General features: G+C 34.5%; 9 protein-coding genes. All 9 read right to left on the reverse strand.

Annotated features, from left to right (window positions below; genetic code table 11):
- Positions 1–9 precede the first annotated feature (9 nt).
- On the reverse strand, positions 10–2,862 hold the full coding sequence (locus GJJ64_RS06320; protein ID WP_154286833.1) for a glycosyl hydrolase: 2,853 nt from the start codon (positions 2,860–2,862) through the stop codon (positions 10–12).
- A gap of 185 nt (positions 2,863–3,047) precedes the next feature.
- Positions 3,048–5,885, reverse strand: a complete 2,838-nt coding sequence (locus GJJ64_RS06325; RefSeq protein ID WP_195759236.1) for a glycosyl hydrolase 115 family protein — start codon at positions 5,883–5,885, stop codon at positions 3,048–3,050.
- 184 nt (positions 5,886–6,069) lie between these two features.
- The gene (locus GJJ64_RS06330; RefSeq protein WP_229655472.1) at positions 6,070–7,830 is read right to left on the reverse strand and encodes a RagB/SusD family nutrient uptake outer membrane protein; all 1,761 of its coding nucleotides are present in this window, start codon (positions 7,828–7,830) and stop codon (positions 6,070–6,072) included.
- A gap of 25 nt (positions 7,831–7,855) precedes the next feature.
- The gene (locus tag GJJ64_RS06335) at positions 7,856–11,050 is read right to left on the reverse strand and encodes a SusC/RagA family TonB-linked outer membrane protein (RefSeq protein WP_154286835.1); all 3,195 of its coding nucleotides are present in this window, start codon (positions 11,048–11,050) and stop codon (positions 7,856–7,858) included.
- Between the two features lie 27 nt (positions 11,051–11,077).
- Positions 11,078–12,502, reverse strand: coding sequence for a fasciclin domain-containing protein (locus GJJ64_RS06340; protein WP_154286836.1), 1,425 nt, complete (start codon positions 12,500–12,502; stop codon positions 11,078–11,080).
- 76 nt (positions 12,503–12,578) lie between these two features.
- Positions 12,579–14,291, reverse strand: a complete 1,713-nt coding sequence (locus GJJ64_RS06345) for a fasciclin domain-containing protein (RefSeq protein WP_154286837.1) — start codon at positions 14,289–14,291, stop codon at positions 12,579–12,581.
- 17 nt (positions 14,292–14,308) lie between these two features.
- Positions 14,309–15,814, reverse strand: coding sequence for a RagB/SusD family nutrient uptake outer membrane protein (locus tag GJJ64_RS06350; protein ID WP_154286838.1), 1,506 nt, complete (start codon positions 15,812–15,814; stop codon positions 14,309–14,311).
- A gap of 17 nt (positions 15,815–15,831) precedes the next feature.
- On the reverse strand, positions 15,832–19,047 hold the full coding sequence (locus GJJ64_RS06355; protein WP_154286966.1) for a SusC/RagA family TonB-linked outer membrane protein: 3,216 nt from the start codon (positions 19,045–19,047) through the stop codon (positions 15,832–15,834).
- Positions 19,048–19,124: 77 nt separating this feature from the next.
- Positions 19,125–21,347 (reverse strand): fasciclin domain-containing protein, encoded by a 2,223-nt coding sequence (locus tag GJJ64_RS06360; protein ID WP_154286839.1) that lies wholly within the window; start codon positions 21,345–21,347, stop codon positions 19,125–19,127.
- Positions 21,348–21,382 lie beyond the last annotated feature (35 nt).

Here is a 21,382-nt window from a genome sequence, read left to right on the forward strand (position 1 = left end):
GATGAAATGTTAGGGCTTAAAATGAGTTAAAGGAATTAAAGAAACCTGACTGGTTAAACCAGAAGGCTTTGGTTGCCAATTTTTAGCAGTAAATAAACCATCGGCACCGCGGTTTTCTGGCAACCTTGATGACATATTGATATTGTAGAATATCTTATAATTCTGGTTGGTTTTATCCATCCATGATGCTCTGTTTGCCATACCATTAGCCACCTGAATTTCTAAAACATTCTTTTTCTGGATTTTAGCCGATGGAATTTCTAACTTATAATCTGGACCTATTAAAGTAGCCAATAACTCGCCGTTAAGGGTAACTTTAGCGCTTTGCTCTACCTTGCCTAAGTCTAGCAAATAAAAATCGGCTTTAGCTTTTGGCTGTTTAAATGAAGTGGTATAAGCGGCTGTTCCAGAGAATTTTTCGTAATCTGCACCGTTTACGGTCCAAGATTTTAATTCTTTTAAAACTAAAGGCTGAGGTAAAACAGGTCCGCCTTTAATGAACGTTACTTTCCACTCGTTACCTAGCGGGATAGCTTTTCCTGCTGCTTTAGCATAAGGATAGCTAGTTTCATTAATCTCATTATCAAAAGTTTGTAGGATGCAGCTTTCGCCTTTCTTCAACTGTAAATAAACTTGTGTGTTTTTATTATCCTGACGGATAGCTGCGTAACCTTTCTCGCCAGTCATCGGGTTAAATAATGCTACGCTATTGGCTTTGGTATTGATATTTACCCAAGTATCTACAGCTGCTGCACTTTCATTTAAAATGAAATAATATTTACCACCTTCGTAAGACCTACGTATGGTTGATAAACCTTGAGCCTTCATGGTTTCTGCTTTTATCTGCGCAGCATCCATTAAAGCAGGTATTTCATCGCTTATTATAATGCTTCCTTTACCCACCAAGGCTCTCTTAAATTTACCGTTTTGCTGAAATTGAAGTAAACCCAAAGCATCTTTAAAAGCCTTTTGTCTTTCTGCTAAGTTTGCTAAGCCCGGAACATCTTGTGGTAAGCTTTTGTAAAATGTAATATTAGCGCCAGCATCGGCAAGTTTTAACAATTGCTGAATGGTTTCTAAAGGCATAAACTCGGCAGCAGGCACTAAAATAGTTTTATAGCTTACATCGGCCGTTTTAATTTGGTTGTTAGCAACGCTTGTAGCTAATATTTGCTTATCTGAAATATAATCAAAGGCATAACCGCTTTTATTTAAGCTGGTAGCAACATGTTCAAAAGGTGTATTTTTAAAGCCATGTTCTATACCATCATAATGTCTGATGATAGCCTTTTCTCTTTCTGCATAAGAATCTGCCATAGGCAAATACAAGAGAATATCATTATCTGCTTTTCCTTTTTGTAAGAAAGATTGAGAACGAGCCACATAGTTGTTTAAAGCCGAAAAATCATCCCAAAAACTATTGTTTGGCGTAAAATGAACAGCTGCATAAAATATCCACCCCGGCCAAGCAGCATCTTTTGGAGTATAATTAGCACCATGATAAAAATTATGGTTGATACCACCAAGTAGAAATACATCTAAAGCTTTTTTAACATCGCTAAGACTAGACAAGAAATGGTCGTTTTCCCATGTTGCCGCTTCTGATGAGGATAATAATTTACCCGTTACATGTGCCGCAGATGAAGCAAATTTTACTCTTAAAATATCTGTTCCTTCTGCTTCAGGGATATCTGTTGCAGCATATAAATCTAAAATATTAGCTGGCGAACCATGTGCTTGATTACGGATAAGTTTACCTTTTCCTTGCGCCCATTTATGCCAAGCTTCTGTATAATTTTCTAGCAAAAGATCTGATATGGTTTGACGATAATCTATCAAAACTCTGGTTGCTTGCAGTTTATCATCTGTAGCACCAAAAAGAGCTGGAAGAAAATTCCTTAAATCATAACCTCTTCTGGTTTTAAACTCGGTAAGGAAATCTGGTGTCCAACTGGCTTCGCCAAAAGCATCATCAACCTCGTAAGAATCATTAAAAAATGCTCTCAGATAAGATAAATCATAACCGTTAAAGGCTTTATCAAAATAGCTTAAATAATTATTGGTTGCTTTTAAAGAAAAATGGTCTATGGCATAACCCTCGCCTCCGGGGCCGGCTCTTTCAACCATTTTACCATGTAAACCTTGGAAAAGTGCATATAAAGTCCAGTTGCCTTTACCTTTTGGAGCCGTCCAGTTTAATTGCCCTTGTTGGTCTAGCTTATCGGTTAAATCTAAAATTTCTCCCTTGGTAGAGTAACCCATTAAAGCTTGAGCTTTAAGTTTTTTAGGATACCTCACCTGATCAAAAGCATGTAATTGCAGGTTTTCATTAGCCGTAATAGGTTCTTTTATTTTATCGATACTGATTTTCTCTCCCACAATTCTTAAAACAGTTTTTTGGTCGAAAAAAACAGGTGTATTTAATTTTTCGCCCTCTTTTAGGTTATAAGTTTGATGAGCAAAATATTTACTAGCGTCTTCATCTTTAACCCAAGGACCGCCAAATGGCCAGCCAGATGCTTGAGCCATATCTATACCTAAATCTAGCTTTTTGGCTGTTTTTAAGGTATAAGTTAGCATATCCATCCATTTTGGTGATGTGAAATTGATAAACTTACTTTCTTGTCCTTTTACGCCATAAATTGGAGTAATTTCTAAACCACCTAAACCAGCTTTTTGGTATTGATTTAACATCCACGAAAGGTTGGCTGTATCTACAGCGCTACCCTCCCACCACCATCTTGTCCATGGTTTTGTTTGTTGGGTAATTTGTGGCCATGTTGGTTGGTTCTGCGCAAATAATGGAGATAATGCGCCACTAAAAAATAAGGCTAAAGCAATTTTCTTGTATGTTTTTTTCATAATCTAGTAATCGAAGCAGTTAAAACAGCGATATAAAAACGCTAAAGGTTTCATCATCAAGCTTGTGGCTTTACAAGCTTATTTAATGCTTTGATAATTGGTTAAAATCTATTTTTCTAAAATAGGCTATTTAAAACATTTACCTATCCTGTTGTGTCCTGAAAAAAGAAATATTAGTTATTACACTAATTAGTTTCTGGCATTAAACCATAAGCTTTAGGATGCTCTTTTAGGCTTATTAAAACCCTATCAAACATAATTTCTGGGTCTAAGGCCATTATTTCTAATCGGTGTTTACCAGGTTTTAAATCATCAAAAACAAAAGTTTTAACAGCATTGTTACGCAATACATTTTCTTTCCACTCGGTACTTCTTCCTTGCACCTCAAAATTTTTAATTTGCCATGCGCCACCATCAATTCTAACAGCATATTTTAAACTAAACAGATTATTTAATGGATGCGTGGGGATGGTAAAAACATCAACTTTGGCTTTCGCCGATGTGGTATTCATAAAATTGTAAGATAAAATCATACTGTCTTGGGCAGTAACTAAATGATGGTAAAAATTACTTTTGATAACGCTACCCGCATAACCTAAACCATCTATTTTCTCCCATTTAAAGCTGTTGGTTTCTCTTTTAGAAGTATAATTTACCGCGTAGATAGAAATAAACCCATTTTGCTCAGTAAAAGTATCTTTTACTTTAGGTTGTGGATGACAAACTAATTGAAGCGTTTTTACACCCAAATTGGTTTGCAGTTTTAGATATGCTACTTGTCTTTCTTGCTTTAACTGTGCAACATCTGGCTTAAACCAAATTCTTATTTCTTTAGTTGATGATGAAAGGTTTCCTGTAGCTTGAGATACCTTAAGCCACTTTGGGATTTCTAAAAATTGCCATGATAAAGTGACAGCCTGTTTCAAGAAGATATCTAAGAAAGTAGAATCTGATGCTTTACTATATAGAATAGGAAAACTTATGGTATCGGCTTGATGGGTTGGTGCTGTACCTTCAACATGAAGCCCCCACGCTTCTGAACTTGTTGTGTTAAGTGTAGTTTTTGATTTTGGCAAATCAAAAACTGGTAAACCGCGTGGTTGCGCATGCATCATGCCTTTCCATTTACCTGCGCTTAAAGAATCGTTATAAAATTTGGTGAGTTGGTGGATGTTATTAAAAGCTTTAGCAACAGAATCTTGATAAGATATAGCACTTAATCTGCCTTGTTGTTGATATAAAACGGCTTTATCATGATATAAGAATTTCTTATTCATTTCTGATGCAGCTAAAACCGGGTAGCTAATCAATTGGAAATAGGCGTCTTGAAGATGAGCAGGGATGTTTTTTTTAAGCTGCAAAACATCATGTACCAATTGCTGATATTGCTTTATTCTTTTTTGTCCTTCATCGCCATAAGCAAAATGATTGTATGCTGTTAGCTGAGTTGGCGTTGTGGGTTCTGTTTGGCTCCAGCCCATATATTCTGGCTTACGCTCAAAAGCCAATTGATAATATTTTTGTAGGATAGGATTTAGCTTTAGGGCAACATTGGCATTAAAAATCTGCTGGTACCATTGTTTTAAATGATTTTGTACATAAACTTGCTGATGAAATGGTGTAATATCATAAGCCATATCTAAAAACAATTGTGTTTGATACTCGGCCGGTTTAATATCGCCAACATTTAATATCCAAATACTTTTAGCTTCATTACGGTAAGCTTTAAGCATTTCTTGATGAATTAAAGCAGGCGGAGTTGTACATAACCACAGATAATCATGCGGCCTACCCCAATAAGAAACATGATAGTAAACACCAGCACCACCTTTTCTCTTATTTTCATCAGGATTACCTAGTCTTCTGATGTATCCGTAATTATCATCTGGCCAAACTAGGTTTACGTCATCCGGGACAGGCAAACCCTCATCATAAATATCTAAAACCTCTTTATAAAGTGTTAAAGCTTGCGGAATAGCTTTTATATCTTTTTTTAAAGTATTTTTAAGCATATTCCTTTGAGCGGTAAATACATCACCTAAAACCTTAATGGCTTCTTTGTTATTCTTAATGCCCTCCATCCCACTATCATGTACGCCTCTTATTCCAAGGCTATAAATTGCGTTAATAGAAGTTGTTTCCTTAATTCTTTTTTGCCAATAATCATTAATATTAAATGAATTATCAACATAATTAAAAGCACCCATGGCGTTTTTATCCCATTCGTCTACATTATTTCTGAGCATGGGTTCTGCATGTGAAGAGCCAATGATTATTTCATATTGCTTAGCAATTTTTAAATTCTCAGGAATACTAAAAAAAGCTTTTGTTCCCGGATGCATGGCTGGCCAAATGGTATTTGCTTTAAGGCGTAGCAAAAGCTCGAAAATTTTAGCGTAGCTATTAGGTCCAATATTTTTTAAATTTTTATCGATGTTTTGCGCTGCCCAAGGCCTTAAGCCCCAGTCTTCATCGTTTAAGAAAATACCTCGGTATTTTACAGACGGCGTTTTAGAAATGGTATCCTTTATAGAAACACTTAATTGCTTTTTCTTTTGCGGGGTAACATCTGCCCAGTAATACCAAGGATGAATGCCTATCTTTTCAGAAATATGAAAAACACCATAAGCTAAACCTCTTGCATCGCTGCCGGTAATGATGAGTGCATCTTTAATTTTAGATGTTGGATTTTTTAACCTTTTGATGGCAAATATTTCAAACTGATTTTCGATTTCTTGGGGATAATAATTTCTAAAGGCTTTAGCCTGAGCGTTTTTAACCTGGCCCAAAAGGATAACATTTCCTTTAGCCTGTTTGAGATGCTTATAAATGGGAGGTTTATAACCACATACTGCTTCTATATCTTTAGCTAATAGGTTTGCCACAACAGCATCTAAAGTTGAATCTTTAGAATTACAAACTATACTTACTTGATTTTTAACACTATATAAATCAAAATCTTGTGCTTTGATATAAAAACATAACACTGTAAGAATAAGAGATAAGAAATATTTTTTTGCCATATAGAAGTTGTAAATCATCATTTAAAAAAATAAAGGCCGCTTTAACAAAAACGACCTTTATTGGTGGCGGGAGCCACTCTTATTAAACCAATTTTAAATTATGCAAACGAGATAATATTGAATTGCATAAGGAAACCCAAAACTAGCTTAATGAAACATCCTCTGCAACCTGTTGTGTCCTGTATTAATCTAGTTTGAAAGGTAAATACCAATTATTAGGATCCAATAACTTATTTCTTACTGCTGTAGCATTAGGATTACCTTCTCTTAATAATTTGTTATATATTCTATCAGCAAGGAAAGCTGGCTCACCTCTTCTTCTGGCAATACGCATTAAATCTGCCCAACGGTTTCCTTCAAAGGCGGTTTCTAAACCTGCTTCTGTAATTAAATCGTTTTCTATGGTTAAGGTACTATCACCAACTACGGTTCTTGCAGGTAAATTAGCTCTGTTTCTTAAACCGTTATGTCTATGCCAATTAGCTCTAAAGAAAGGAAAATCGCCAAATCTTGCATCAAAATCATAAGGTGCAACATCAAAAGTTTGCTGAATATTGGTTACATCTCTACCAGAAACACCCGGATTTGGATCGTAAACGTTATTGATACCTGTATTTAAAAAGGCACCTGCAAGTTTATGTCTGTTATCGCGGTTTGCAGCTTCTGCAAAACGTAAATGTAAAGTTGCTGCTCTGTATAAAAACCAGTTACCTTCCTTTTCAAATAAAACCTTAGGTGTTAAAGTTCTATCATCTAAATAATAATATAGATATTTCATGATAACTGGACGAGTTGGATTATCTTGAATAGAAAGTATTTTACGAGCATCGTAAGGAATACCATTTCTTTGAGTTTCTGAGTTCCAGTAGTGAATACCTTGTGCAGATGGCTTTAAAAGATATTTTCCACCGGCTACAGAAAACAACTCGATAAATGGATTTTCTGGCTGAAAGTTTTTACTAAAAGGTAATGCCCATATCCACTCTTGGTTCCATAACTCGTCTCTGTTTCTTGCAAAAATAGATTTCCAACCTTGGGTAACGCTGTTAATTAAAGCGGTAGCGTCTTGCTCTCTGAAACGAATATAGCCTACAGAAATATCATTATTAGTAGCTACTTCAGCAAATCTAACTTTATAAACATTATATCTATCGTTATCATTACCAGTGTTTTCAAAACTCGTCATTACGGCTTTATATGCTGTTGCAGCTGCTCTGTAATTACCTTTCCACAGGTTTAAATCGCCAATTAAACATTGTTTATTGATGAAAAATTTAGCGGTTGAATATCCATCAACAGTAGTAATTAAAGAAGCATTATTAGCATAGGTATTTTTGTAAGGTAAGCCCTCTACAAAAGGAATAAGGATATCTAATAACTGATCGAAATTTACTCGTGGAAACTTATTGGTATCTTTTATATCACTTAAATCTTCTAAAGGATCTGTAATATAAGGGATAGTACCAAAATGGATTCCTAATTGCAAATACACCCATGATCTTACACATGCAACATCAGAATAACGCTGGTTGTATTGGTCTTGGGTAAATTTATTCTCCCTTAACATGATATCAAAATTGGCCAAGACATCATTACAATTTATGATAACTTCATAAAATGGCTTAGGGCTAATGTAAGGGTTAGAAGCGCTTACTTCGTGGTTGTTTATTTCTCTTAAGAAAGGATCTGAGTTTTCAGTAACCGTCATATAATCAGCCCTTAGCTCGTTTAAAATAACATACTGCTTGGCTAAATTCATCATTTTACCATAAACACCTAGTACGGCAGCATCGGCATCAAATACGTTCCTGTAATATTGCTCTTTAACTAATCTATCTTGTGGTTCTACTTCTAAAAATTTATTACAAGACACAGTGGTTAGCGCCAACATAGCCATTGCCGCATAGCTTAACCATTTTCTTTTATTGATTTTTAATTTCATCATTTCTATGCTAAAAATTCTTAAGTGGTTATAGTCCTAATTTGAAACCTAATTGGAAAGTTCTTACTTGTGGTACTAAACCAATATCAACACCTTGAGCAAATAATGCCGAGTTAGCACTAAATTCTGGATCAAAACCTAAGTAGTTAGATACAGTAAACAAGTTATTGGCTGTTACATAAACTTTTGCTCCTTTAAAGATTTTACTTTTTACCGGTACATCGTAAGCTAAGGCTAGGGTTCTTAATCTTAAGTAAGAGCCGTCTTCTATCCAACGGTCAGAAAATTGTGCATTACCCATTGGGTCTCCCCAGTTTGCTCTTGGTGTATTGGTAATTTGGCCATCCGCTCTCCATCTGTTTAAAGCTACCTGAGTTTGGTTTTCATAACCAGACATTTTTTCTAAAGTATTTCTGGTACCGTTATAAACATCATTACCAATAGAGAAGTTAAAGAAGGCGTTTAAAGAGAATCTTTTATATGTTAAAACGCTGTTAAACATCCCTACAAAATCTGGATTTGGGTTGCCAATAACTTGTCTGTCTAAATCATCAATCACATTGTCATTATTGGTATCAACAAAACGAACATCACCACCTTGGTAAGGCACTAAAGAAGCATTAGGTAATCTTCTTAATAATCCAGATGCGGCAGCATCTGCTTGAGTAGCAAAAATTCCGTTGCTTTTTAAACCATAAAACAAATTAGCATCTTGACCTTCTTTGGTGATAAAAGTAGCACCACCGAAATTGGTCACAAACTCTCCAGATGGCAAAGAAGTAATTTGGTTTTTATATCTAGAAATGCTTAAGCCTAAATCTAATTTTAGTTTAGATTTACCAATTACTCTGCTATTTGCAGTAACCTCAAAACCATTGGTTTTCATGGCTGCATTGTTGTTGATAGCAAAATCAAAACCAGTGAAAGCGTTTAAACCTTCAAATACAATCATGTTTGTGGTTTGGTTGTTATAGTAATCAAAAGTAAAGCTTAGTTTTTCTTTCAATAAAGCTACATCAAGCCCTATATTGGCTTTTTTAACGGTTTCCCATTGTAAGGCAGAGTTACCAATATTACCTCTTACTAAGCCTTGTACACCAATTAAGTTTTGAGATACATAGTATGATCTTGCAGCGTAATTACCAATATCATCATTACCGGTAATGCCATAAGAGGCTCTTAGTTTTAAGAAGTTTATAAATTTATTATTGGCCATAAAATTCTCTGAAGAAATTAGCCATGCTGCACCAACAGAAGGCATAAAGGCAAACTTATGCTGGCCAATTTTTATAGCACCATTATCGGCATCTTTTCCAAATCTGCTAGAACCATCTAAGGCAAGGTTTACAGAAAGGAAGTATTTATTCATTAAACCGTAATTATTGGCCATATAAAGGTTCATCCAATTCCAGCTTCCAAGAGTACCTCCTATTTGTCTTAAAGTGGTACTACCAGCGCCAACGCTTAAGAAATCATCTGTTGCCGAGTTGAAACCTAAGCCTAAATCACTTTCAGAATCATTAGTTTGGGTACGTAAACCCAATCTTGAGCTAAAACTGTGCTTATTGGCTACTGTTTTTTTGTAATCTAAATAGGTATCGTTAAAAACGCTAAACAATCTAGAAATTTCGCTTCCAGAACGGTTTAAAGCAATTGCTGTTCTTAAAGTATCACTAGTAACACCTAGTTGTGGTAAGAAAAAGTTCTCTCTACCTTTATCAAAAGTAATAGCTGATATGGTTGCCAAATTAAGGTTCTTATTTAGCTTATAGTTGAACTGCAGATTACCAAAAAAGCGATAGTTTCTATTGATACCCACTGTATTATCAGAAACTAAAACAGCTGGATTACTTACATTAAAAATATCAGTATTGGCAAAATTAGGAGACTGTGTACCATCGGCAGCAAAAACATTAGAACCTAAAAAAGGTGCTTTTGTTAAACCTAAATAAAGCGGACTGGTAGTATTAAAATTATTTCCTTGATCTCTTAAATTTTGTTGATTGTAGTAAAAAGATAAATTAGCCTGCATGGTTAATTTTGGCGTTAAGTTTAAATCGCCGTTTAACCTCATGTTGTATTTAGAAAAATCGGTATTTTCTACAATCCCACCATTATTTACATAACCTAAAGACAAAGAGTATTTAGCAATGTTATCTCCACCTGTTACTTTCATGTAATAGTTTTGATTATAGCTATCTCTTAATACCCTATCTTGCCAATTAGTATTGTTATTATAAGTATAAAAGTTTGCATTTTCAGGGTTATCGTTCATGAAAGGCTGGCTTTGTATTTGCGTTTGACTTAAACCTCTTGTTTGAAGAAGCTGAGTTAAGTAAGAGCGATATTGACCAGCATTTAATAAAGGTATATTTTGTGGCTGCTGATTAAAGCCTCCATAAACAGCAAAATCCATTTTTGTGGTTAACTCTTTAGTGTGAGTGGTGTTTATCAATACCACGCCATTTGCACCTTTTGTACCGTATAAAGAAGAACCATCTTTAATGATGCTGATATCTTCAATATCCTTAACATCTATATTTGCTAAAGCGTTATTAAAGAAGTTACCCATCATTTCTGAGCTATAATCTTCTGTATCATAAATAGCACCATCAACAATTATTAATGGCTTATTTGTAGCATATAAAGAGTTAAAGCCTCTTAACCATAAAGTAACATCACTATTTGATGTACCAGAACGACGGATAGCGTTTACACCCGCTAACCTACTTTGTAAGAGTGTACCAGGTGTTTCTGATGCTGCTTCCCACTGTGTTTTTTCAACGCTTAAAGATTTTGTTGCAAAAGTAACATGACTCTCTGGCGTTAAACCAACTGACGTGTTAACTTCTTCATAAAAAGAGGTATAACCAGATTCATAAAGGAAAATATCTACTTCTGGTTTGCCTTTTAAAGCAACTTCTTTAGTTTGATAACCGCTACCACTAATAAGAATAGTAGAGTTTGGATAACGTACAGATAAAGTAAATCTACCTTTATCATCAGTAATATTAGCTGAGAAATTTGGCTGAGAAACGTTTATACCAGCTAAAGGCATCCCTGTTATAGCATCTTTAACTACACCTTTTATTTTAAGTGCTTTCACACTTTTAATAGTTTTGGTAGTAACACTATCTTTTTGTTGAGCAATAACGTTAAAGCTTAAGACACTTAAAGTAAATAAGCAGCTATAAGTTAGTATATGTTTAGGTTTTATTTGCATCTTAATAATTCTATATTTTAACAATTATTACTTTATGGTTGGAACTAGCCTTAAATAATCAAGGGTTACTGTATTATTTCCGTTGGTAGTTACAGCAGCACCTATTAAAGCAAGCGGAATATTACCTGTACTTGTAAGTGTAAAATCACCTATATAAACCTCAGAATAATCATTAACATTAACATTGATGTATGGAAAAGTAGTAATGGTATTTACCACTACACCAGCAGTATTTCTTACACCCCCTACTCTTAATCTTTGTTGGAAAACGTTGGTTTGGATATCATTAATGGCTCTCCAGAAAACCCTATAAGTGGTGCTATATAATAATGGTGTTTGATAACCTACCTCAAATAAAGAAACACCATGATTTTGCACCATTAAATCATTAAATAAAATACCTTGTGGATCTCTTTTAGCTCTGTAATAGGTGTTACCTCTTCTATCACCAGGGATAAATTGTCTTGGGTTTTCACCTTCAATTTTTGTGGGTACTAAACGATGTCTAAGCTCAACATTCATATTGCTCACAATATGAATAAGGCCGTTACTTGTCTTTATAGTTTCTACAATATTATTTTTGTTAACTGGCACTTTAACACCAAACTTTGAAATTAAGGTATCGGGTAAACTACTAACTCTTAACTCTCCAGGGAATACTAAATCTCTAATAGCATATTGCGTAGCTATATTGGTATTGGTATCTACAGATGGGCGTAAAAAATAAGGTAATAACTTATTTACTTCTGAGGTTAGTGCTGCATCTTGCATCAAAAACATGGTATATTTTACCTCTTCATTTCTGATGTTATAAGTCTCACGTGTAAACTCATTATCTACAGTAGGGTTACCAGTATTAGCAGGCCCGTTTGGATAAATATTTAGTGTATCTAAAGAAGTTATAAAAGCCGCTTGGCGGTAATTGGTCTTATTAGTTCTTAAATATTCCCAAATACTACTTCTTGGAGTTAAAGCACCATTAATTACATGATAGATACCATTAGCTGCAAATTTATTAGCTGTAGTTATTTGAATCTCGTCTATTTCATTTTGTAAGAAAACAAGATTTTTACCACTAAACATTTTCAGTTTCACAGAATCAGAAGCCATATCTGTACGGTATGCAGAGATAGCTATATGGTTACCAATAAAAGCTTTAAGCCTTGTTGTATCTTCTATTAAAGACGGACTTAAAGTTGCTATTATATTATTATTAGGCGCAAAAACAGTATAGGTTTTAGATGCTGATATTACTTTATCATAACCGGTTTTTACCAATAACTTGTTAAACTCTGATACTTCATTGTTTTCTGAAAGCTGCTCAAAAAGATTATCATTAACAATCTCATCGGTTACAGCTACATGCTCGTCCCATTTATCATTACATCCGTATATTGCTAAGGATAGCAAGGCTGCAGATAATATTGTATTTATATGTTTGCGAATATTCATCCTTTATGGATTATTTATAAAACTTTAACTATCAGCTATTATGAAATGATAATAGCCGATAGTATTCATTGGTTAATTAATAAACTATCTCCCCGTTAGGTCCAAACTTTGGTGTTAACTGGTTTTGGTCTACAGGTATAAAATGTATCATATCTATGGTTGCAGAGCTTGCATTACAATTGGTTAAAGCATCTAATCTTAAGATATGTCTATCTGTAGTTTGGATATCCATAGTACCTAATAAACGACAGTTCCAGTTAAGGTTGTTGAAGGTAATTGGGTTCTTATAACCTTGTGCCTCTAACTCCTCGGCAGATGGGTCTGTTGCCAAACCACCTGGATCTGTTTTAGTTCTGATTCTATACTCTCCAAAACTTACTGTTCTTGAGAATGGTACACCGTCTAAAGAAGCACTAGCCGTATTTTGACAGTTACCACTACCACGTATCGCTCTAAAAGAAATCCATACTTTATAGCGTCCTCTGATGATAACAGGCGTTCTAAACTCTACCCATTGTGCAACAGCTGTTCTTAAGCTTATTGAAAAATAATCTGAGAAATAAGCTCCTGCAAAGCTCCCTGTATTAGCTACGCTATAAGTAAATGCAGGATTTAAATTACCACCCCATTTAATATCTCTTAATGTATTTAGATTAAAAACTTGAGACTTGCCAGGCACTCTAAAAATAGAAGGTAACTGGCGTAACTCTGGCTGGTCTGCAATATCAAAAAATACAGCTGTTGGTACTCTTTTCTTGATAGAGAAATCACCATTAACAAAATGTAAAACACCATTTGTGGTAGATACATCACTTAACTCACGGTTAGCACTTACACCTTTCTCTAATACACCACCAAAAATATCTTCGTTAAATAAAATAGTATCCTTAGATAATTTAACACTGATAATTTCTAAAGGAGCTTTTGTTTCATGTGAAGGAGCAGAAACAATATCTGCCATATATTTTAAACCTGGTAAAACCTTGTAAGCAATGTAAAGATTTAAGCTATCTGTTAAACTTGCTGGATTACCGTTTCTTGAATACTTGTTTTTTAAATCGGTAAATGAATTTATACCAGATTTCCTATAAACATCATTAGTAACAGCTAAAACAGAAACATAACTTGGCACACCATTATTTACAGTTAAAGCCGCATTTAACTTCACATCCCAACCTGTAGCAACCAGGGCTTCATTAAATATAGATAGCTCTGGTTTAGATGCGATTTCTTGTGCTAGCGTTCTAACAGATTTTTGTAAAACGCGGTCTAAACAATGGATAATACCATTACCTACTTTTACATTACTTCTAGTGATACGAGCCGTTTTATTGATGATAATGCTGGTTACACCACCTTCATTGCTTGCTCCAGTAGTTAAATATTGCCCAAGCGCTGTTGGCTTTTTTATTTTACCATCTGTAAAAGAAGTAGTGGAGATGGTATCTTGGATGATGTGCAATTTTACAACATCTTTTAAAACATCTAAGTCTACCTGTTCTAGACTTGTTTTACCTTGTTCTTCTAAAAACAATTTAAAAGCATCATTATTTGGCGCAAAAACGGTGTAAGTACCATAAGCAGCTAAATAAGAAGCATTACCGGTTAATTTTAAAGCTTTCTGAAACTCAGAAAACTGAGAGGCCTCCTGCTCAAAAAAACCAGTTATATTTACACTCTCATCTGTAGTTTGTGTAAATAATTCTTTTTTACAAGCGGAAATACTTGCTACTAATAATAGAATTACAGCTATTATAGGTAAGCGGTTGAGTTTAAATAACTTTTCCATATTCTATTTAATTAGATTTATTTATAAAAAGGATTTTGTACCAAGGCTTTATTAGTTCTTAACTCGGTAAAGTTTATTGGTAAATAATGACTATTAAAATCTCTGTATTTAGAAATAATTGATTGTTGTTTATCAACTGGTGCACTATTAGTAACCATTTCTATAATTAAGTCTAAGCGCTGGTAATTATTTCTTTTTGCATTTCTTAAAACATCAAACCATCTTTTTCCTTCAAAAGCAAACTCTCTTGCTCTTTCTTGTAAAATATAATCTGTTACACCTATTTTATCAGAATTTGGATCTGCAAAGGTTTTACCTGTTTGTGCTAAAGCGCTAGCTCTTGTTCTAATAGCTTCTACATAAGTAATTGCTCTTGCACCATCTCCTATTTCATTAAGTGCTTCTGCCTTCATGAGCAGGATATCTGCATATCTGTATGCAAACCAGTGGGTAAATGATTGCTCTAGTGTTTTCCTATTGGTTCTATCTTCACCTAAATATTTATAAATGGTATTATCACTAGCTATTAAAGAAGCGCCATTACCCCTGATATCAAATTTGGTATCATCAGTAAAATTGATTTGATAGATTTGTTCCATTACTCGTGGTGTAGCAATAAATCTCGGACGTTGGAAAAACATCACATAAAATGTATTTAATTGCTGTAAATCAAACTGGAACTCGAAAATACCTTCAGATGAATTACCATTAGCATAAAGAGTACTAAACCAAGCGTTATTACCTGGTACAAGAGAGAATCTGCCAGAATTTTCTATTTTCTCACAAGCCTCTATACATTTGTTATAATCTTCTAACCAAAGATAAAGCTCGGCCTGCATGGCATTAATGGTGTATTTAGTGATACGACCTTTATCTGCCGCTACGCTACCATGTGAGGTTTTAGCTTTGGCTTCTGCCTCAAGCAAATCTTTTTCTATTTGTTGAAAAACTTGTAATTGGGTAGATTTTGGTATCTGAAAATCATCAGCATCACTTTTTGTAGCCGTTAATTTTAAAGGCACATCGCCCCAAGTTTTAGCAAGTGTTAAGTATAAAAATGCTCTTAAACCTAGTGCTTCTGCTACATAACTATTAAGTTCTGTTTGTGTTAAAGTTGGGTCTCTTTGTAAAACCGCCGGAGCCAACTCTATTACATTATTACAATAATTAATAATTCTGTAGAAAGGTCTCCAGTTTGTTAAACTGTTAGTTTCTAAAATATTTACGTTGGTAACATCAATCTCATCAATACTAGCAAAAGGGCCTGGTGTAACCATATCACCTCTTAGCTCGCCATACATAAATAATAGTTCTGCTAGGGGAATATCTCTGTTTCCCGGAGGAGAGGTTAATAAAGAACTGTAACAGCCTATTACAGCAGACTGTACTTGCTCTTTGGTTTGCCAAAACTCGCTACCAACGATACCATCTTGTGGTTTTAACTCTAACCATTTGTTACAAGAAGTAAAGCTTCCTAAAAACAAGGTTAATAAAAGCGTGATATAAATTTTTCTAAATTTCATAATGTAATTCTTTTCAATTAAAACCTAGTTGATAAGCCGAAAGTAAAACGCTTAGTAGGCGGAGTTCTTGAATTATCAAGCGCAATACCGAATACTCCACGTTGCATGTTTACCTCTGGGTCTTGACCCCTGTAATTGGTTAAAGTGAAGATGTTTTCACCGGTTAAGAATACCCTAACATCAGCCAGTTTAAGTTTCTTTAACATGTCTTTTCCTAAGCTATAGCTTAAGGTTGCAGTTCTGAAACGTACAAAAGATGCATCTTCTACATATCTGTCTGAACCTAACCAGTTATAACCAGATGCAAATAATGCTCTTGGGATATCAGTAACATCTCCTGGATTTCTCCATCTTCTTAATACAGCTGTACTTTGGTTGCTATATCCGGTAAGGTTAGTGGTAAACATATCGGTTTGGTTAATTACCTCATAACCTATTCTGTAACTAAAGAACATGGATAATCTGATACGATTTTTGTAATTAAAAGACGGCCCAAAACCTCCGGTAAACTTAGGGTTACTATTACCTAGGTATACAATATCTCTAGAATCTATATTACCATCTTTATTAATGTCTTCATACATTGCATCTCCAGCTTGGAAAACATAATCAGTTCTTGGATAGTTAAAGCGCATGTAAATAGGCTGACCATCAGGACCAAAAATTTGATTCCCATCAGCATCTCTAGCAATAGTTGCGTCTTGGTCTTTATATACACCTTTGTATTTGTATCCGTAAAAAGAACCGTAAGGGTTATTTACTCTTAAGAATCGCTTATAACTACCATTTCTATCAGCAAAACCTTCTTCTGCCGGGAAAAATTCTGATATCTCACGTATAATATTTACGTTTCTGGCAACGTTGAAACCAAAATCTATAGTTAAATTTTTTGATTTGTATGGTGTAGCATTAATACCAACTTCCCAACCTTGGTTATCTAATTTACCATAGTTTAAGTCGATATCATTAAAACCAGAAACTGAAGAAATTTGTAAGTTTTCAAATAATAAATCGGTTGATCTGTTTCTATATAAGTCAACATCAACTTTTAATTTTCTGTTGAACATTTCTAGGTTGAAACCAAGATTGGTACCCGCAACAGTTTCCCATTTTAAATTGGTAAGCTCTATGTTAGCCGGATAAACACCAGATAAACCTAAGTAGTTAGATTGGAAATTGTTATAGAAATTATAGAACAAGTAATCTGTTCTTGGTACTCTTCCAGACTCACCGTAACTAGCTCTAATACTTAAATCATCAATAAATTTAAACTTCTGCATAAATTTCTCTGCAGACATTCTCCAACGTGTTGATATAGATGGGAAATATCCAAATCTATTATTAGGACCAAATTTTGAGCTACCATCTGCTCTAATACCTACGTTAATGATGTATCTATCATCATATTTATATTGTGTACTTAATAAAGTACCAATACTTCTAGATTCTCCGATACTGGTTAATAATCTCAACTCGGTATTTTGAGTTCTTGATGGTACAGATGGATCTGTTAATAAAGAAGATGCTGTGTTAGAGGTTAAGGCCTCATGAAAAACGCCTCTATAATCATCTGTTTGAATAGAAAGAATACTTTGCCACTCGTGTTTATCACCAATAAATGGTTTATAAATAAAGTTAGCTTTAGATTGAACTCTAAACTGATCTAAATCAGAATCTCCTGCTCTGTTTACAACAGTTTCTGTATATGGTCTTCCTGTTGCATTTTGAGGTAAAAAGTTATTGATTTTACTGTTATTGATATCAAACATCACAGAAAAATCAGAGAAAAGTACTTTAGGAATGATATCGTACTTTAAGTTAAAAATAGGTGTTATCCTCTCTCCTCTTTGTCTGTTATAAGCAAACTCTGCCATAGCTACAGGGTTATAAGTACCACTGTAAGCCCCTTGAATATTTCTTGCTGGTGAGAAAAAGTTTGGTGTTAAGTTTCCAAATTCATCATACTCATAAATGCTCATGTTTGGCATTTTGGTATTGGCAACACTTCTCAATCCGTCTACATTATCACGGTCTCCGTTAACATAATTTCTATCTGTTACAGAGTGTGTATAGGCAATATCAGTTCTAAATCTTATTCTATCAGATACGGTATAATCTAAGTTTAAACGGGCAGAAATCCTATCTAAACCTGTGCCTTTAGTTACCCCAATTTGGTCTAAATATCCTACTGAGGTATAGTATCTGGCTTTCTCGCCACCACCTTGTAGAGATAAAGTATGATCGCCAGATAAACCTGTCTGTGTAATTGCATCTATCCAATCTGTATTATTGCTATAGTTTTTATACCAATATACATCACTTGGATCGTACTGAAATTCTTTAACCGTTAAGGTGTTAAGAGGTGTACCATTTCTATTCATCACCATTTCTGGGATTAATTGAGAATACTGGTCACCATTTAAAAGCGGAATACCTGTTGGTACTGTTGCCATAGAGCCTCTAAAAGAATAATTAATGGTTGGTTTACCAATAGCACCTCTTTTGGTGGTAATTAATAAAACCCCGTTTGAAGCTCTTGCACCCCATACAGCAGTTGCGGCAGCATCTTTTAAAATGGTTATAGTTTCTATATCTGCCGGAGCAATATTTAGCAACTGAGCATAACCATCTTGATCTGCGGTACCAAAATTAAAATCTGATGGTACTGTGGTTTCGTATGGTAAACCGTCTACAACGATTAAAGGATCTGCAGTACCGCTGATAGAAGAAGTACCTCTAATTCTGATAGCCATACCAGAACCTGGGTCTCCGGAGTTTGAAGCGATATCCACACCCGCTATTCTACCTTGTAAGGCTTCATCAATAGATGTAGATTGCATTTCTTGCAAAGATCTTGCGTTAATAGTAACACTAGAAGTTGTTAAATCACGCTCATCAATAGACATTAAACCAGAGTTACCAGATTTTGCTGCACTTACTGTTACACCTTCTAACTCGTTAAAATTTGACTCTAAAGAAAAGTTGATATTTGTTCTTCCGTTAACTGCTACTGATTGAGATTTATAACCCAAATAAGATACTGAGATTGTATGTTTTGGGTCTTTCATTTTTAAAGCAAAATTTCCGTTTAAATCTGTAACAACGCCCGTAACAGTACGCTTATCTTTATCTTGCTCTACAACAGATGCCCCAATAACTGGCTGCTTATCTGTTCTATCTATTACCCTTCCTCTTACAATAAACGTAGTAGAAGCGGCTGGACTTTGAGCCATAAGCGCTTGCGTACTAAACACACAAACAATTATTGCTACTGTCCTTAAAAAATAACTATTTATTATATTTCTCATTTCTATCTATAATCAAGATAATTATCAACTAAATGAATTAAAGCTCTGTCTGCAAGGTTATTACTTGGCCCATTGATGACCCTTGCCGTACGGTTGTTGTTTTGACCAGAAAAAGAAAGATTATTTAACTGATTATTGATTCTTACGGTTACAACCTCATCGTTTACGTTTTTGTAAAGGGTTTCTGTAGAAGTTATATTTTGGTTACCATCTGGTGCTACCGTATTTCTAACCAGAATATGGTATCTGATAAAGGAAGATACTTTTTCTATATCAACACCAGTTGCAGGCGTTACACTAGCTGGTAATAAGCCTGCTGTAACAGCCGCGGCTATGGCAGCATTATTTGGTACTAATAAAGTATAAGAAGTACCCAACGCTACTCCGTTAATAACACCTGTGGTACGGTTGTATAATGGAGAGTTATTTAAGTAATCAAAAAATCTTTTAAATTCTGAAGTTGTAGGGGCTGCTAAAGCTGCTAATTCTAAACCTATGGCTCTTTCGCTAAACTCTAGTAAATTATCTGTATAATAAACTCTACCGTTTCTAGTATCTTCAAAACCAGTAATGTTTACCACATTACCTAAATCTTCATTACCTGCAGCAAATACAGTATTATTATTCCACTTAATGTATTCACCTGGGATATCTCTGTCTCCGGTTCTAATAATTCCAGAACCTGATAAGTTATTTAACTCGTTATTAGGTGTAGCAACAATATGATTATATAATATTCTTTGTAATCTTGTTCTTGCCGCCGGACCAGAAACCCTTGCTCCTGTTGTAGGCGATACATAAACCCACTCGTTTCTGGTACCGTCAAAATCAAATCCTTTTGCTTTTAGAACCTGATCAGACATCATGAATAATGTAAATCTTATTCTTAAGTTGTTGATGATTCTTTTATACTCTTCGTTAAGAGCTCTTGTCATTAAAGTATAAGCCGGATTCAAATATGGAGCACTGTAAACAGAGTAAAAAGTATTAGCTTCTTGTACTTTGTTTGTACCATAGAAAATACCATTACTCAATACTTTTTTATCTACAATATTGGTGTTAGGATTAAATCTGGCTTCTTCTTCTAAAAGATTGATACTTGCATTAAACTTACTTGGCCATACTGTATTTTGCCACATGTGGGCGTTAATCAAGTCTGTTAAAATATAGGTTGGAAGCGCATCTAAAGATGAATAATGCTCTAAAACAACATTATTGATAAAATCTTGTAAAACCGCATTGGTAGGTACAAATATGCTATATCCATCTGCCTGTCCATCATTATCCATAGCTTTAAGGAAGTTCTCATTATTAGGTGAAAATGCTAATGCCGGATTATAAACTTTTATAAAAACATCTTCTGTACTTCCAGTTAAAATTCTGTATCTCCTTGTTGCTAGTTCGTTTCTTTGATAGGTTACTAAATATTTATCTAATATAGATTTGAATAGGCTATACTCTGGCTTACTTGCTAAGTATTGATCTATACTTGGTAAAGGAACATTTACAGAGGTTACTTCATGTATGATACCGTTTTCGGCAATAATATCGGCTGTTTTAACAGAACCAGCACCTACATTAAAACCTGTATATGTTTGGTTTGGATAGAAATAATTATAATCTGCAGCTGTTAAGCCCGCAGCGGTCATGTATTTTTCGTGAAAATAGGGAAGATACTTATTGTTGTTATCACCATCCACATAGTAAGGTGTACCTGTACCACCTACTGTATTATTTCTATTAGAAGAAAACACAACCCTTTCTTGCCCATTAACAATTTCTTTATAAAAACCGTCGTAGTAAGCTGTTCTTCTCTTGTAAGCCGCATTTGGCACCCAACCGATATTTGATTGATAATCAGAAATTCTATCAGTTTTAAAAGCATTAAATACCAAAGCATATTTTACAATTTTCTCTGCCAACTCTTTAGAAACAGCATCTGCATTAGCGATACCATTTTCTTGAAAAAATAGTTGGAAAGCTTCATCGTTAGGTGCAAAAATTGTCCAGTAACCTGCTTTGGATAAAATATCTTTGTAAGATGCTTTATCAATAAGTTTGGTAAAACTGGTAAAATTACCTCTAGCAACTAATTGCTGGTAGATAGGATCTGCTAAGGAATCCGGTCTTCCATAGTACTCGTCAAATTTATCTTTTTGGCAGCCTAACAATATTAAATTGGCGGCAACAACCAAAAGGATAACACGTTTAATTGATGTTAACATAATCGGGTATATCTAAAAAAATATAAAGTGGATTC

This window comes from Pedobacter puniceum, from assembly GCF_009674685.1.
GTDB classification, from domain to species: Bacteria; Bacteroidota; Bacteroidia; order Sphingobacteriales; family Sphingobacteriaceae; genus Pseudopedobacter; species Pseudopedobacter puniceum.